Source organism: Arthrobacter sp. 08Y14, assembly GCF_002929455.1.
GTDB lineage: Bacteria > Actinomycetota > Actinomycetes > Actinomycetales > Micrococcaceae > Arthrobacter_B > Arthrobacter_B sunyaminii.
The window spans coordinates 317,246-332,332 of record NZ_PJIX01000001.1 but is presented as its reverse complement, the minus strand read 5'-3'; the positions used below and the strand labels follow the sequence as shown (position 1 = coordinate 332,332).

Below are 15,087 nucleotides of genomic sequence, written 5' to 3'. Positions count from 1 at the left end.
TCCGTAGAAGCGGAGGAAGTTCCTCCGAAAAGAAGAAGGATCATGACAACTCAAACGCCGTCATCCGGCTCCCATCGAAAGCACGCGGCCGTTTGGGCCGGTTTAACCACCGGGCTTTCCGTCATCCTGCTGGCCCTCCTGATGCTGTTCATCTCGCCCTCGCTCCATTCCGGACCCCGTGATTTGGGTCTGGGTGTGGTGGGGCCGCAGGACCGGGCAGCGTCGGTCGCAGAAACCCTGGAGGACCAGTCACCGGGGGCCTTTGCCGTGCAGTCCTATGAGAGCACCGAGGACCTGGAGCAGGGAATCCGTAAGCGGGAGATCGTTGGCGGATTCGACTTCACCGATCCGGATATGACCGTCTATGTGGCCAGCGCCGGCTCAACGGCCGTTTCCGGCACGGTCAGCAATGTTGGGGCCACGATGGCGGGCAGCATGGGACAGACCGCCGAGATCGTGGACGTGGTTCCGCTTCCCCCGGGCGACCCGACCGGCGTCGGCATCGGAGGCCTGGCTTTTCCGCTGGTGTTCGGCGGCATTGTGCCGGCCGTGGCGTTCCGTTCCATGCTGTCCGGCCAGCGCTGGTGGATCTTCGCCGGCCTCACCGGTTTTTCGGTGGCGGGCGGGTTCGTGGTCGCGGCCGTATTGAAGTACCTCTTTGGCAGCATCGAGGGTCCCCTGGTTCCGGTTGCGGCAGGCGTTGCCCTCGGCATCGCAGCACTGGCCCTGCCCCTGGCCGGCCTCAATGAGTGTTTTGGCACCAAAGGGTTCACCATTGCGGCCATGTCCATGATGTTTGTGGGCAACCCCTTCGCCGGCATCTCGACGAGCGCCCAGTGGCTGCCCGCCGGGGTGGCCATGATCGGCCAGCTCCTGCCGCCCGGCGCTGCCGGCACCCTGGTCCGTTCCGTGGCGTACTTCGACGGCGCCGGTGGGGGCGCTGCGGCCCTGACCCTGGGCGTGTGGGTGTTGGCGGGGATCGTGCTGTGGTTTAGCGGTCCGCGCATCTCGGCTGCCAGGACCCGGAAAGAGGCAATACCCGCGACGGTCTAGGCACTGGTGAACCACAGGCGCCGGTTCGGACCGTCCGTGCAGGGCACCCGTGCGTGCGCCGGACTGTGTCGCTGACAAATGGCCGACAGATGTCTTGGTAGACAGGACTCATGGGTGGCACTGGCGTAAAGCAGACCAATGGCAACTGGATTGCAGTCCGGGACGAGCCTGTGCCCGGCGACGTCGCCCGGCTGCTGGCAACGGTCCCCGAGTGGTTTGGACAACCGGACTCGAATGCCGAGTACATCGACGCTGCTCGGACAAAGGAGACGTGGACCGTGTGTGACCCTGACGGCTGCGTCGTCGGGGTCACTCTCATTGACCGGCACTTTCCTCACGTCGCGGAAATACATCTCACGGTGGTCGACCGCGCCGTTCACGGGTCTGGGGTCGGAACCGCAATGCTCGCGGCCGTCGAGGCAGATGCCGTCGCCCGGGGTGTCCGCCTGCTGGAGGTCAAGACCCTCGGCCCCTCCCATCCGGATGTCGGGTACGCGCTGACCCGGCGCTTCTACGAGAAGTCGGGATTCCTTGCCCTGGAGGAGACGGACCTCTGGGGTGCGGAAACGCCATGCCTGATTATGGTGAAGCCGTTGACTCAGAGCGTGACGGGCGCCGGAACGCCGGACATCGCATGACCGGCCATCCGCACCTGCGTTCCGTGCGGAAGGCCGTCGGCTATGTTGTCCATGAGGGGCGGCTGCTGGTTTTCACTCACAATCACGTGCCGATCGAGGCCGCAGGAGTGCAAGTCCCCGCCGGAACGATCGAACCAGGCGAGACACCCGAGGAAGCTGTGATTCGCGAGGTACGCGAAGAGACAGGGATGCAAACGCGCGTCGTCCGTGCGCTCGGTGTGGACCACTATGACGTGTGGCCCTCGAAACCGGAGATTCATGAACGGCACTTCTTCCAGCTCGAGCTTCTCGACGACACGCCGCCACGTGAGCGCTGGATTGCTGGGGAAGAGCACCCGTCACACGGCGGTGCAGCTCAAACTTGGACGTGCTGGTGGGCGCCCCTGGAGAACGCTCATGTTCTCTGTGCGGGTTTCGGCGCCAGGCTGGGGGAGCTGCAGCCGAAATAGCTAGCTGCTCACCCCAAGGGCCTTGCCCACGCTCGAATCGTCAGTAAGCAACCCGAGCATGCAGGCGGCCAGGTCACGGCGGGGGATTGACCCACCCAGCCGGCCGCCGTCGCCCGTTGTCAGCGCCTTCCAGGTGCCGGTCGGCTCCTTGTCCGTAAGGCCGGTGGGACGGACGATCGTCCATTCCAGGCCGGAACTCTGCACGGCAGCCTCCTGCTTGTTGTGATCCGCCAGGGCCTTGGCGAGCACTGCCTGCATGACGAGCCGCAGCGGTGCGGGCATCTGCGAGCCGGAATCTCCGGCACCCAGCGAGGACTGCACCAGGAGCCGGTGCACGCCGGCTTTCTGCATCGCACCGATGACGCTTTCGGTGACAGTCGCACGCTGCCGGGAAACACCCTTGGCGCCGCCCACGGTGACAACGACGGCGTCGGCTCCCGCCACCGCCCGCGCTGCTACGGCGGGGTCGGTCGCATCGCCGCTGACCGCGTGTACGCCTGCGGGTGCGTTGCCGCTGCGGGAGACGACCGTAACCTCGTGGCCTGCTGCCTGCGCGAGCGCGGCGAGCTGTGCTCCGGTGCCTTTTGAGCCGCCGACAATGGTGATCTTCACAGGGTCCTCTTATTCGTTGTGACGTGCTCTTAGAGCCTGAAACTATCTTATCGGCGCCTCGGCCGACTACGCCTGACTCGAGCATCGGCTCACCTGGCTGATGCTCGTGGGAACAGGGCGCCGTGTGTCATCATCACAGGGTGTGCGATCAACGCCATAACGTCCCGGGGAGCAACTATGCGTTTTGACCGCCTGACCAAACTCATCGCTGCGTGTGCCGCAGGGGCCCTGGTCCTGGGTGCCTGCACCGCTGAGCCGGATGCCGTCGAGGAGGTGCCCGGCACCTCGCCGACTCCGGGAGGTGAGATCTCCGTGGCGGAGACCAGTGCCTTCAGCTCCTTCAATCCGCAAACTGCGGACGGGAACACGGACATCAACAACCGCATTGCCTATGCCACCCACTCGGGCTTCAACTATGTGGACAACAACCTGGACGTTGTTCCGCTGGAGGATTTCGGCACCTACGAAAGAATCTCCGAGGATCCGCTGACGGTGAAGTACACGGTCAATGAGGGGGTGGCCTGGTCCGACGGAGCTCCGGTGGGTGCGGATGACATGATGCTCGCCTGGGCCGCAGCATCCGGGCGGTTCGATGACGAGCTCACGGCCAGCAACGGCACTGTTCTCTCAGGAACGCGCTATTTCGACTACGCGGGGTCCACTGAGGCCCTGGCCCTGACCGGCCTTCCGGAGATCGGTGATGACAACCGATCCATCACCCTGACCTATTCGCAGCCGTACGCGGACTGGGAGACAGCGTTCGGATCACTGGCCGACGACGGCGGGATAGGCGTCCCGGCGCACGTCGTCGCCCAGGGTGCAGGGCTGGCGGACGAAAAAGAGCTGACCCGGTTGATCCGGAACACCCCCGCAGGCGATGCCCTGGATCCTGCTCCGGTCAACCCGGAACTGCGGGCTGTCGCAGACTACTGGAACACAGCCTTCACCACCGACGGACTTCCGGAGGACCCGGGGCTTTATCTTTCCAGCGGCCCTTACATTGTCCAGAGCATCGAACCGGGGACGTCCCTGACGCTGGTGCGCAACGACGATTACCGGTGGGGTCCCCAGCCGGAGCTGGATCGGATCACGGTGCGGTTCCTCCAGGACTCTTCCGGCCAGGCGGCAGCCCTGAAAGACGGCACCGTGGACATCATCTCTCCGCCGGCGGACAGCGGCACGCTGACTGAACTCGAGTCGATGGGCAACATCAACCTGCACCGGGGCAACCAGCTTGCCTATGACCATCTGGACCTGAAGTTCGACGGCGTCTTCGCAGACAAGACTGTCCGCGAAGCCTTTCTTCATACCGTGCCGCGCCAAGCCATCGTGGAGGCAACCGTGCAGCCGCTGCAGCCCGAGGCGAAGCCGTTGGACTCCGAAGTGTTCCTCACCGACCAGTCCGCCTATGAAGAGGCAGCCGCAACAAACGGCTCCCGGGAGTTCGCCGCGGTGGATCTGGACCGTGCACGAGACTTGCTCGACGGCGACACACCCCAGGTGCGCATCCTTTACAACCGTGACAACACCAACCGTGCGGCTGCGTTCAAGCTGATTCAAGAGTCAGCGTCAGAAGCCGGGTTCACCGTGGTCGACGGCGGACTTTCCGCTTCTGACTGGGCGGAACAACTGGGAACGGACAGCCATGACGCTGCGATCTTTGGCTGGACTGCCTCCGGGGTCGGGGTGTCCGGCGTGCCTCAGGTCTTCCGGACCGGCTCGGCCTCCAACTTCAACGGTTTTTCCAGTCCCGCAGCGGATGCGCTGATGGACGAACTCGTGACGGAGACTGATGCCCAGCGCCGGGATGACCTTCAGACCCGGATAGACCGGCTCATCTGGGACGCGCGCTACGGACTGCCCCTCTATCAGGTGCCGGGGCTGCAAGCTTCAGCGGACACCATCGAGCATGTCGAATACATGCCCAACCAGACCGGACTGTGGTGGAACTTCTGGGAGTGGTCCGTAGCCCGGTAGTGACGTTGGTCATGGCATGCCCCCGGGGCCGTAGGCATAATGGCAGGTCGGAGGGCAAAAGGACACCATTGTGTCGTAACACGTCAGGGGTATGCCAAATCGTTATCTCGACATGTCTTTCTATATAATTCCAGACGAGGGGCACCTTTTTGCCTTGCTATGGGCCGCCGGAGGCGTCCCGGGAGTCAATCACGGCTCCCCGTGGTGAGTACGGTGTACTCCAAAGCAATATGCTTTTGACCTTGTGAGTCGGCTCACTGTCTGCGAGCCGCAATGCCGACGCAACACGTTGGCACCCATAGACAACATAGGAGGCGGAATGCGCTTCACACGCACTTCCAAAATGCTGAGCGTCGCGGCCGTGGCCGTTCTGGCGCTGAGCGCCTGCGGCGGGGGAGATGGTTCCTCGGAATCCGGCGCAGAAGGTGACACCAGCCGTGTCATCATTGCCGACGGCTCAGAGCCCCAGAACCCGTTGATCCCCACGAACACCAATGAGGTGGGCGGCGGGGCGGTACTGGACCTGCTTTTTGCCGGCCTGATCAGCTACGACGCTGACGGCAAGCCGCAGAATGAAATGGCCGAGTCGATCGAGACCGAAGACGCGCAGAACTACACCATCAAGCTGAAGGAAGGCAAAACCTTCAGCAACGGTGCGCCGGTAACTGCTTCGTCCTTCGTGGATGCCTGGAACTATGGCGCCGCGGCTAAGAACGCCCAGCTCTCCAGCTACTTCTTCGAGAGCATCGAGGGATACGACGAAGCCAGCGCCGAAGGCTCGGAAGTTGACACCATGTCCGGGCTGAAGGTCATCGACGACACCACGTTCGAGGTCACGCTGAAGCAGCCTGAGTCCGACTGGCCGCTGCGCCTGGGCTACAGCGCGTTCTACCCGATGATCCCCGAAGCCCTTGCCGACCCGAAGACCTACGGTGAGAACCCCGTGGGCAACGGTCCGTACAAGTTCGACGGAGAAGGCGCCTGGGAGCACAACCAGGAGATCAACCTGGTCCCGAACGAGTCCTACGAAGGACCTCAGAAAGCCCAGAACGCCGGTATTACGTTCAAGATCTACCAGAACGACACCACGGCCTACCAGGACCTGATTTCCAACAACCTGGACGTCCTGAAGACCATTCCGACGTCAGACGTCAAGAACTTCAAGAATGACCTCGGCGAGGAACGCTCCATCGAGTCCCCGTACGCGGGCAACCAGACCATCGCCATCCCCTACTACCTGGAGAACTGGAGCGGTGAAGCCGGCAAGCTGCGCCGCCAGGCTCTCTCCATGGCGATCGACCGCGAAGAAATCACCTCGGTGATCTTCAGCAACGGCCGCACCCCGGCGGAAGACTTCACAGCACCCGTGCTGGATGGCTACTCCGCGGACCTGCCCGGCAGTGAAAACCTGGAGTTCAACCCGGAAAAGGCCAAGGAACTCTGGGAAGAAGCCGAGAAGATCTCGCCGTACGACGAGTCCCAGCCCCTGACCATCGCGTACAACGCGGACAAGGGCGACCACAAGACCTGGGTTGAAGCCGTAGTCAACGGTCTCAAGAACAACCTCGGCATCGAGGTCACCGGCAAGCCGTACGCGACGTTCAAGGAAGTCCGCACCGAAGCCAGCGACGCTGTCCTCACCGGAGCCATCCGCTCCGGCTGGCAGGCAGACTACCCGTCGCTGTACAACTTCCTCGGCCCGATCTACGCCACCGGAGCCGGCTCCAACGACGCACGTTACGAGAACCCCGAGTTTGACGCTCTGCTGAGCGAGGGTCTCTCGGCATCCACCGTTGAAGAAGGCAACGAGAAGATGAACGAGGCGCAGGAAATGCTCCTCGAAGATCTTCCCGCCATCCCCCTGTGGTACCAGGTTGCCCAGGGCGGCTGGAGCACCAACGTGACCAACGTTGAGTTCGGCTGGAACGGCGTACCCCTGTACTACGCCATCACCGGCAAGTAATTCCTCACAGCTCGGGGGCCCGGCCGCACACCGCTGCCGGGCCCTTGGGCCGCTCCAATGTAAAGGTGCTCTTAACATGAGTTTCACCAACCAGCGCCCCCGTGTGCGCACTGTGCCAGAGGCAAACATCTGATGGCCGGATACGTTCTTCGGCGCTTCCTGCAGTTAATCCCCGTTTTCCTGGGTGCAACACTGCTTCTCTACTTCCTGGTCTTCAGCCTTCCCGGCGACGCGACGGCCGCTATCTGCGGCGATAAGGGCTGCACCCCCGCCGTCGAAGCATCACTGCGTGCCCAGTACAACCTGGACCAGCCGTTCTGGATGCAGTACCTCCTGTACCTCAAGGGAGTGCTGACCTTCGACCTGGGAACAAACTTCGCCGGCCGCGAGATCTCCACCATCATCGCTGAGGTCTTCCCGACCACCGCAAAGCTGGCCGTCATGGCCCTCGTCTTCGAAGCCGTCTTCGGCATCGTCTTCGGCCTCTTCGCCGGCCTGCGCAAGGGCAAGATCTTCGACTCCACGGTTCTCGTGGTGTCCCTGGTGGTCATCTCCGTCCCGATCTTCGTGCTCGGCTTCCTGATGCAGTTCGTCTTTGGCGTCAAACTCGCCTGGACCAACCCCACCGTGAGCGGTGACGCGTCCTTCACCGAGTTGCTGCTGCCTGCCATTGTGCTGGGCCTGGTTTCCTTCGCCTATGTGCTGCGTCTTACCCGCACGAGCGTGATTGAGAACGCCAACGCTGACTATGTCCGCACCGCAACGGCCAAGGGCCTGAGCCGTCCGCGCGTCGTCACGGTGCACATTCTCCGCAACTCCATGATTCCGGTTGCCACTTTCCTGGGTGCCGACCTGGGTGCCCTGATGGGCGGCGCGATCGTGACCGAAGGGATCTTCAACGTCAACGGCGTCGGCAACACTTTGTACCGTGCCGTGCTCAATGGTGAAGCTCCGGTGGTCGTCTCCATCGTCACCGTGCTGATCCTGATTTTTTGCCTCGCCAACCTGTTGGTAGATCTTCTGTACGCGTGGCTGGACCCGAGGATTCGATATGCCTGAGAATGACAAAGCACTGACCCCCGCATCACGCGGCAAGGTCTCTCCCTACCCGATCGAGCATTTTGTAGCGGACGTGGAGGAGACTCCGGTCCAGCCCGTTGACAGCTCGACCGCAGACGGCGCGCCCCGCAGCATCTGGGGCGAAGCCTGGCGCAGCCTGCGCAAGCAGCCCCTGTTCATCATCAGCGCCCTGCTGCTTCTGGCCGTAATTGTCGTGGCACTGTTCCCCGGCATCTTCACCAGCGAACAGCCCAACGACAACTGCCTGCTGGCCAATTCAGACGGCGGTCCGATTGCGGGCCACCCGCTCGGCTTTACCCAGCAGGGCTGCGATGTTTTGGCCCGAGTGGTCTATGGAACACGCTCATCGCTGATGGTCGGCCTGCTGGCCACCCTCGGCGTGGTTGTTGTCGGCGGCGTCATTGGCGCCCTTGCCGGTTTCTTCGGCGGCTGGGTCGATGCCATCCTGGCCCGCGTCAGCGACATCTTCTTTGCGCTGCCGATGATCCTTGGCGCCATTGTTGTGGTGCAGCTTCCGTTCTTCCGGGAGAACCGCAACGTATGGACCATCGTCCTGATCCTGGTCACGTTCGGCTGGCCGCAGGTTGCCCGCATTACGCGCGGCGCCGTGCTTGAGATACGCAACGCGGACTTCGTCACGGCAGCCCAGTCGCTGGGCGTCTCACGGATGTCCGCGCTGATCAAGCACGTCATTCCGAATGCGATGGCACCGGTCATCGTCATCGCAACCATTTCGCTGGGCACCTTCATCGTGGCCGAGTCAACACTGTCCTTCCTGGGCATTGGCCTGCCGCCGGACGTCATGTCCTGGGGCAACGATATTTTCTCCGCGAAGCCCTCCCTGCGCACCAATCCGATGGCCCTGTTCTGGCCGGCACTTGCACTGTCGCTGACCGTGCTGTCCTTCATCATGCTCGGTGATGCCCTGCGGGACGCGCTCGACCCCAAGTCGCGTAAGCGATGACTAAGGATGGAACCATGTCCACGCATTCCATGGACCAGTCGCAGCCCCTGAACGGGTTGCCCAAGCCGCTGCTCGAAGTGCGGGACCTCGCCATTACGTTCAAGACAAACAACGGCGACGTCCCGGCTGTGCGCAACGCCCACCTGACGATCATGCCCGGAGAAACGGTCGCGATCGTGGGGGAGTCCGGTTCCGGAAAGTCGACGACGGCGCTGGCCGCCATCGGTCTTCTGCCCGCCAACGGTGCAGTCTCCGGAGGCAGCATCATCTTTGACGGTGAAGACATCACCCATGCGAGCGAAAAGCGCATCGTTGAGCTGCGCGGTTCCTCCATTGGCATGGTTCCGCAGGATCCGATGTCCAACCTGAACCCCGTGTGGAAGATCGGCTTCCAGGTCAAGGAGACGCTGAAGGCCAACGGACTGCCGCACACCGCGAAGGATATTGCTCAGGTGCTCAGCGAGGCCGGACTGCCGGACGCCGCGGAGCGGGCCAACCAGTACCCGCACGAGTTCTCCGGCGGCATGCGCCAGCGTGCGCTGATTGCCATTGGGCTGTCCTGCCGGCCGCGGCTGCTCATCGCCGATGAGCCGACGTCGGCCCTGGACGTCACGGTGCAGCGCCAGATCCTGGACCATCTGGACCGCATGACCGACGAGCTTGGCACTGCAGTCCTGCTTATTACCCATGACCTCGGCCTTGCAGCCGAGCGCGCCCACAAGGTTGTCGTGATGTACAAGGGGCAGGTGGTGGAATCCGGTCCCGCACTGGAAATCCTCACCAACCCGCAGCACCCGTACACCCGCAAGCTCGTGGAATCCGCGCCCTCGCTCGCCTCGCGGAGGATTGAGACGGCCAAATCACTGGGCCTGGATGACTCGGCGGAACTCCTCGCGGCACATCCCGACGGAGTCAAGACCGAGAACGTCATTGAGGTGAAGCAGCTCTCCAAGGTGTTCAAGCTGCGCGGGGCGCTGGGCAAGTCCACCGACTTCAAAGCCGTCGACGACGTGTCCTTTACGATTCCGCGCGGCACCACCACCGCCGTCGTCGGCGAATCCGGCTCCGGCAAATCCACGGTGGCGCGGATGGTCCTGGGGCTGGAAAAGGCAACGGAGGGGCAGATCCTGTTCGACGGAGTGGACATCACCACTCTGAACCGCAAGAGGATGTTCGATTTCCGGCGCCGTGTGCAGCCCATCTTCCAGGACCCGTACGGTTCGCTGGACCCGATGTACAACATCTTCCGGACCATCGAGGAACCGCTCCGCGTTCACGGCATCGGTAATTCCAAGAGCCGCGAGAAGAAGGTCCGGGAGCTGCTGGACCAGGTCTCGCTGCCGGCATCGATGATGCGGCGCTACCCGAACGAGCTGTCGGGCGGACAGCGTCAGCGCGTGGCCATTGCCCGCGCACTGGCGCTGGACCCGGAAGTGGTCATTTGTGATGAGGCTGTTTCGGCCCTGGACGTCCTGGTCCAGGCGCAGATCCTGAACCTGCTGGCCGATCTTCAGTCCGAACTGGGGCTGAGCTACCTGTTCATCACCCATGACCTGGCCGTGGTCCGCCAGATCGCGGACGAGGTGTGCGTGATGCAGAAGGGCCGGATCGTCGAAACCGGGTCCACGGACGATGTCTTCGACAATCCGCAGCAGGAATACACGAAGGCGCTCCTGGCGGCCATCCCGGGTGCCGGGCTGATGCTTCCTCCGGAAGTTGCCTAGGGTATTTCCCGATACCGGCGGAAGGCAGGCTGCCCGCGGGCGGCCTGCCTTCCGTGCGTCAGGATCCCCGCAGCGGCGGGGACAAATCGGGTCCATTAGGGAACTTATGGTCTTCGGACTAGAATATTAGCGTGCCCGCTGACGGCGGCGCCTTCGGTACATTCTTACGGAGCATACGTGCAGAGCGGGATTCGTACAGAACGGCCGGATTAGCCCGGTCACACGACTGGGCTACTGTGCACCACCTTCGAACTTATCTCCTATGAATTGAGTCCTCACGCATGTCAGAAACCAACACGGCTGTAAATACCGCAGTACGAAGCGATCTCCGCAACGTTGCGATTGTGGCCCACGTTGACCACGGTAAGACGACTCTCGTCGACGCCATGCTGAAGCAGACGAACTCGTTTGCCGCCCACGGAAACGTGGAAGAACGCGTGATGGACTCCGGTGACCTGGAGCGCGAAAAGGGCATCACCATCCTGGCCAAGAACACCACAGTGTTCTACAACGGCCCGGCTGCCAAGGGTGAAACCATCACCATCAACGTGATCGACACCCCCGGCCACGCCGACTTCGGTGGCGAGGTGGAGCGCGGCCTGTCCATGGTGGACGGCGTTGTGCTGCTCGTTGACGCTTCCGAGGGCCCGCTGCCGCAGACCCGTTTCGTGCTGCGCAAGGCGCTGGCCGCCAAGCTGCCCGTCATCCTCCTGGTCAACAAGACCGACCGTCCCGACTCCCGCATCGACGAGGTCGTCAGCGAAGCCATGGACCTGCTCCTGGGCCTTGCTTCCGACCTTCAGGACGAAGTTCCGGACCTGGACCTGGACCTCGTCCTAAACGTGCCCGTTGTCTATGCTGCAGCCCGCGTGGGCGCAGCTTCCCTGGAACAGCCGGCCGACGGCGAAGCTCCCGCCAACGACAACCTGGAACCGCTGTTCCAGACCATCATCGATCACATCCCGGCTCCCACGTACGATCCCGAGGGCGTCCTCCAGGCTCACGTCACCAACCTTGACGCATCCCCGTTCCTGGGCCGCCTGGCACTGCTGCGCATCTTCAACGGCACCCTCCGCAAGGGCCAGACCGTTGCGTGGGCCCGCGCCGACGGCACCATGAAGACCGTTAAGATCACCGAGCTCCTGGCCACCAAGGCCCTGGACCGCGTACCGACCGAATCCGCCGGTCCGGGTGAAATTGTTGCCGTTGCCGGTATCGAGGACATCACCATCGGTGAAACCCTGACCGACGTTGACAACCCCAAGCCGCTGCCGCTGATCACCGTTGACGATCCGGCCATCTCCATGACCATCGGTATCAACACGTCGCCGCTGGCCGGCCGGGTCAAGGGTGCGAAGGTCACCGCCCGCCAGGTCAAGGACCGCCTCGACAAGGAACTGATCGGTAACGTTTCGCTGAAGGTCCTTCCGACCGAGCGTCCGGATGCCTGGGAAGTCCAGGGCCGCGGCGAGCTCGCCCTGGCCATCCTCGTGGAGCAGATGCGCCGCGAAGGCTTCGAACTGACCGTCGGCAAGCCGCAGGTTGTTACCAAGATCATTGACGGCAAGGTCAACGAGCCGATGGAGCACATGACCATCGACGTACCCGAGGAATACCTCGGAGCCGTCACGCAGCTGATGGCCGCCCGTAAGGGCCGCATGGTCAATATGGCCAACCACGGCACCGGCTGGGTTCGCATGGAATTCATCGTTCCCGCCCGTGGCCTGATCGGCTTCCGCACCCGCTTCCTGACGGAAACCCACGGTGCCGGTATCTCCGCTTCCATCGCCGAGGGCTACGAGCCCTGGGCCGGTCCGATCGAGTACCGCACCAACGGTTCCCTGATTGCGGACCGCTCCGGCGTCGTCACGCCGTTCGCGATGATCAAGCTGCAGGAACGCGGCTCCTTCTTCGTGGAGCCCACCTCCGAGGTCTACGAGGGCATGATCGTTGGTGAGAACTCACGCGCCGATGACATGGACGTGAACATCACCAAGGAAAAGCAGCTCACCAACATGCGCGCCGCTTCCTCGGACACCTTCGAGAACCTGACCCCGCCGCGCAAGCTGACGCTGGAAGAGTCCCTCGAATTCGCCCGCGAAGACGAGTGCGTTGAGGTTACTCCGGAGTCCATCCGCATCCGCAAGCTGGTCCTGGGTGCCTCCGAGCGTGCCAAGGTCACCCGCGCACGCGCCAAGAGCTAATCCCATTAGTTCGGCAACAGTGCCGCTGAGCCGGGCCCCGCGTTGGCGGGGCCCGCTGGCAGCTGTGCTTGGCGGTCTGCTGGCCTCCGTGCTGGGAACCGGGCTGCACGCCCAGATCCTCTACATCGGAGACACTCCGCTTCCCCTGGGGGCGGCGGCTGCCTTAGTGCTTAGCTGTGCGGCCACGGTGTTTGCCGGGCTTTGGGCCGGTGCGGCGCTGTGGAGCGCGGCAGCGGGGCTGCTGGCCTACGTGGTGCTGGGCCTGTTCACCCTTGACCTCTGGGACACTCCGCTGATCATCACCGGAACCATTCTGGAGGAGCAGCCGGGGATTGTCCTGGCCGGACGGATTTGGCTGTTCGGGCAGGCACTGGCGACCATTGCCGCCCTGCTGATCACCTCGCGTGTGCTGGCCAAGGCCCGCCGCGCCGGGGCGCAGCAGGAAGATTAGAAAACCAAAGGAAGGCCGCCGCGGGACACCGCGGCGGCCTTCCTTCGTTTAAGCGGCCTCAGCGGGTCACAGGCTCGGCGGTCAGCGCCGCGGTGCACGGCGCTCCGGCGGCGGAGGTACCTGCTTGGCTGCCGTAATGAGTGCACAGGGAACCGTGACGTTTTCCCGCCGGCCCGCCACCGTAACGGACTCCTCCGTGGCCTCCAGCAAATAGCCCAGCACATCCGTGAAACCGCCGTCTATGCGGTAACGGACCACCACGCGGGCGCCGTCGGGAAGGGACCGGAGGACGGCCGCAGGGCTCGAAACGTTCACCGTTCAATGGTACGCGGGCAGGGTCCGGCTGGGAGATAATGGTTCGGGCTACTAACGTGGAACCAACACTTCGTGGATTTTTCCCGTCCGGGACGGTCCGCAGATCAGGAAGGCAAGGGACGTGACGTACGTAATTGCGCAGCCATGCGTAGATGTAAAAGACAAGGCATGCATCGAGGAATGCCCGGTGGATTGCATCTATGAAGGTGAACGCTCCCTCTACATCCACCCCGACGAGTGCGTGGACTGCGGTGCCTGCGAGCCGGTCTGCCCCGTTGAGGCCATTTACTACGAGGACGACACTCCCGAGGAATGGGCCGATTACTACAAGGCCAATGTTGAGTTCTTCGATGACCTGGGCTCCCCGGGCGGAGCTGCCAAGATCGGCAACACGCACAAGGACCACCCGATCATCGCCGTGCTGCCTCCGCAGAACCAAGAGGCATGAGCTCCGTTCCGTCCCGCACCTTTGGGCTGAATCTGCCGGAGTACCCGTGGGAAGCCATGGCTCCTTACGTGCAACTGGCCTCACAGCACCCTGACGGGGCGGTGAACCTGTCCATCGGAACCCCGGTTGATCCCACTCCAACGCTCGTTCGTGAAGCCCTGGCAGCGGCCGCTGATGCGCCCGGTTACCCCACCACCCACGGCACGCAGTCCCTCCGCGAAGCGATAGCTGCCTGGTACGCACGGCGCCGCGGAGTTCCGAACCTGAATCCGCAGGACATTATGCCCACGGTCGGTTCCAAAGAACTGGTGGCCTGGCTGCCGCTGCTGCTGGGACTGGGCGAGGGCGACGTCGTCGTCCGCCCCACGGTTGCCTACCCCACCTATGACATGGGTGCTGTCCTGGCCGGCGCCACCGCGGTGGCCGCCGATGATCTGGAGGAGCTCGACGAAGAGGTCCGTGCCCGGGTGCGCCTGGTCTGGGTCAACTCGCCCGGCAATCCCACCGGAATTGTCCGCTCAGCGGCCTCACTGCGCTCAGTGGTGGAATCCTCGAGAGCCCTCGGAGCGGTGGTTGCCTCTGACGAGTGCTACGCGGAGCTGGGCTGGGGCTCCTGGGATCCCTCGCGTGGAGGGTCTCCGGTGCCGAGCATCCTGGATCCCGCCGTCAGCGGGGGCAGCAATGAGCTGCTGCTCTCCGTCTACTCGTTGAGTAAGCAGTCGAACATGGCCGGTTACCGTGCCGCTTTCGTGGCCGGTGACGGAGCCATCATGGCCAACCTGGTCAACAGCCGCAAACACGCCGGCATGATCGTGCCCGCCCCCGTGCAGGCCGCCATGGAGGCAGCGCTGGGGGATGACACCCACGTGGCAATGCAGAAGGACCTGTACCGGAAGCGGAGAGAACTCCTGGTTCCCGCCTTGGAAGCTTTTGGGCTGCAGATCCATCATTCCGAGGCTGGGCTGTACCTGTGGGCAACCGCGGGCGAGGACACCTGGACGACAGTGGAGCGGCTGGCGAAGCTGGGCATTGTGTCAGGACCGGGCGGCATTTACGGAAGCGCCGGTGACGGCTTTGTCCGGATTGCGCTGACCGGTTCGGATGAGCGCGTGGCAGCCGCCGCCCGGCGTCTGACCGCTGCCGGCGGATAAACCCTTCGCGGAAAACCCGGGGCCGGGCGGGTTATATGTTTCGCTTAGACAACAACCC

The 15,087-nt window shown here is 63.4% G+C and carries 14 protein-coding genes; 12 read left to right on the top strand and 2 right to left on the bottom strand.

Annotated features, from left to right (window positions below; translation table 11 throughout):
- Positions 1 to 42 precede the first annotated feature (42 nt).
- From CXR03_RS01485 to CXR03_RS01475, 3 genes are all read left to right on the top strand, one after another.
- Positions 43 to 1,053: a hypothetical protein gene (locus CXR03_RS01485; protein ID WP_104101502.1), complete on the top strand. Its 1,011-nt coding sequence runs from the start codon at positions 43 to 45 to the stop codon at positions 1,051 to 1,053.
- A gap of 110 nt (positions 1,054 to 1,163) precedes the next feature.
- On the top strand, positions 1,164 to 1,691 hold the full coding sequence (locus tag CXR03_RS01480) for a GNAT family N-acetyltransferase (protein ID WP_104101500.1): 528 nt from the start codon (positions 1,164 to 1,166) through the stop codon (positions 1,689 to 1,691).
- Positions 1,688 to 2,140: an NUDIX domain-containing protein gene (locus CXR03_RS01475; RefSeq protein WP_104101499.1), complete on the top strand. Its 453-nt coding sequence runs from the start codon at positions 1,688 to 1,690 to the stop codon at positions 2,138 to 2,140. The genes CXR03_RS01480 and CXR03_RS01475 overlap by 4 nt, the downstream gene beginning before the upstream one ends.
- Here CXR03_RS01475 and CXR03_RS01470 read toward each other — a convergent pair whose 3' ends face one another.
- On the bottom strand, positions 2,141 to 2,752 hold the full coding sequence (locus CXR03_RS01470; RefSeq protein WP_104101497.1) for an NAD(P)-dependent oxidoreductase: 612 nt from the start codon (positions 2,750 to 2,752) through the stop codon (positions 2,141 to 2,143).
- 177 nt (positions 2,753 to 2,929) lie between these two features.
- Here CXR03_RS01470 and CXR03_RS01465 point away from each other — a divergent pair, with 177 nt between their 5' ends.
- From CXR03_RS01465 to CXR03_RS01435, 7 genes are all read left to right on the top strand, one after another.
- The gene (locus CXR03_RS01465) at positions 2,930 to 4,729 is read left to right on the top strand and encodes an ABC transporter family substrate-binding protein (RefSeq protein WP_104101495.1); all 1,800 of its coding nucleotides are present in this window, start codon (positions 2,930 to 2,932) and stop codon (positions 4,727 to 4,729) included.
- Positions 4,730 to 5,048: 319 nt separating this feature from the next.
- Positions 5,049 to 6,692, top strand: coding sequence for an ABC transporter substrate-binding protein (locus CXR03_RS01460; RefSeq protein ID WP_104052641.1), 1,644 nt, complete (start codon positions 5,049 to 5,051; stop codon positions 6,690 to 6,692).
- Between the two features lie 132 nt (positions 6,693 to 6,824).
- Complete coding sequence (locus CXR03_RS01455) at positions 6,825 to 7,751, top strand: ABC transporter permease (RefSeq protein WP_104101493.1); 927 nt, start codon at positions 6,825 to 6,827, stop codon at positions 7,749 to 7,751.
- Positions 7,744 to 8,736 carry an ABC transporter permease gene (locus CXR03_RS01450; RefSeq protein ID WP_104052639.1) on the top strand — a complete coding sequence of 331 codons (993 nt, stop codon included), beginning with the start codon at positions 7,744 to 7,746 and terminating at the stop codon, positions 8,734 to 8,736. The genes CXR03_RS01455 and CXR03_RS01450 overlap by 8 nt, the downstream gene beginning before the upstream one ends.
- A gap of 14 nt (positions 8,737 to 8,750) precedes the next feature.
- Positions 8,751 to 10,460 (top strand): ABC transporter ATP-binding protein, encoded by a 1,710-nt coding sequence (locus CXR03_RS01445; RefSeq protein ID WP_104052638.1) that lies wholly within the window; start codon positions 8,751 to 8,753, stop codon positions 10,458 to 10,460.
- Between the two features lie 281 nt (positions 10,461 to 10,741).
- Positions 10,742 to 12,664, top strand: coding sequence for a translational GTPase TypA (gene typA, locus CXR03_RS01440; RefSeq protein ID WP_104101491.1), 1,923 nt, complete (start codon positions 10,742 to 10,744; stop codon positions 12,662 to 12,664).
- A 64-nt stretch (positions 12,665 to 12,728) separates the two neighbouring features.
- A complete protein-coding gene (locus CXR03_RS01435; protein WP_104101490.1) occupies positions 12,729 to 13,115 on the top strand; it encodes a hypothetical protein in 387 nt (128 codons plus the stop codon).
- Between the two features lie 81 nt (positions 13,116 to 13,196).
- On the opposite strand, the gene CXR03_RS01430 is transcribed toward CXR03_RS01435, so the two are convergent.
- Positions 13,197 to 13,430, bottom strand: coding sequence for a hypothetical protein (locus CXR03_RS01430; RefSeq protein ID WP_104101488.1), 234 nt, complete (start codon positions 13,428 to 13,430; stop codon positions 13,197 to 13,199).
- 121 nt (positions 13,431 to 13,551) lie between these two features.
- Between CXR03_RS01430 and fdxA the strand changes: the two genes are divergently transcribed.
- Both fdxA and dapC read left to right on the top strand, forming a co-directional pair.
- Complete coding sequence (fdxA, locus tag CXR03_RS01425; RefSeq protein WP_104052634.1) at positions 13,552 to 13,878, top strand: ferredoxin; 327 nt, start codon at positions 13,552 to 13,554, stop codon at positions 13,876 to 13,878.
- Positions 13,875 to 15,029 carry a succinyldiaminopimelate transaminase gene (gene dapC / locus CXR03_RS01420; protein WP_104101487.1) on the top strand — a complete coding sequence of 385 codons (1,155 nt, stop codon included), beginning with the start codon at positions 13,875 to 13,877 and terminating at the stop codon, positions 15,027 to 15,029. Before fdxA ends, dapC begins: the two co-directional genes overlap by 4 nt.
- Positions 15,030 to 15,087 lie beyond the last annotated feature (58 nt).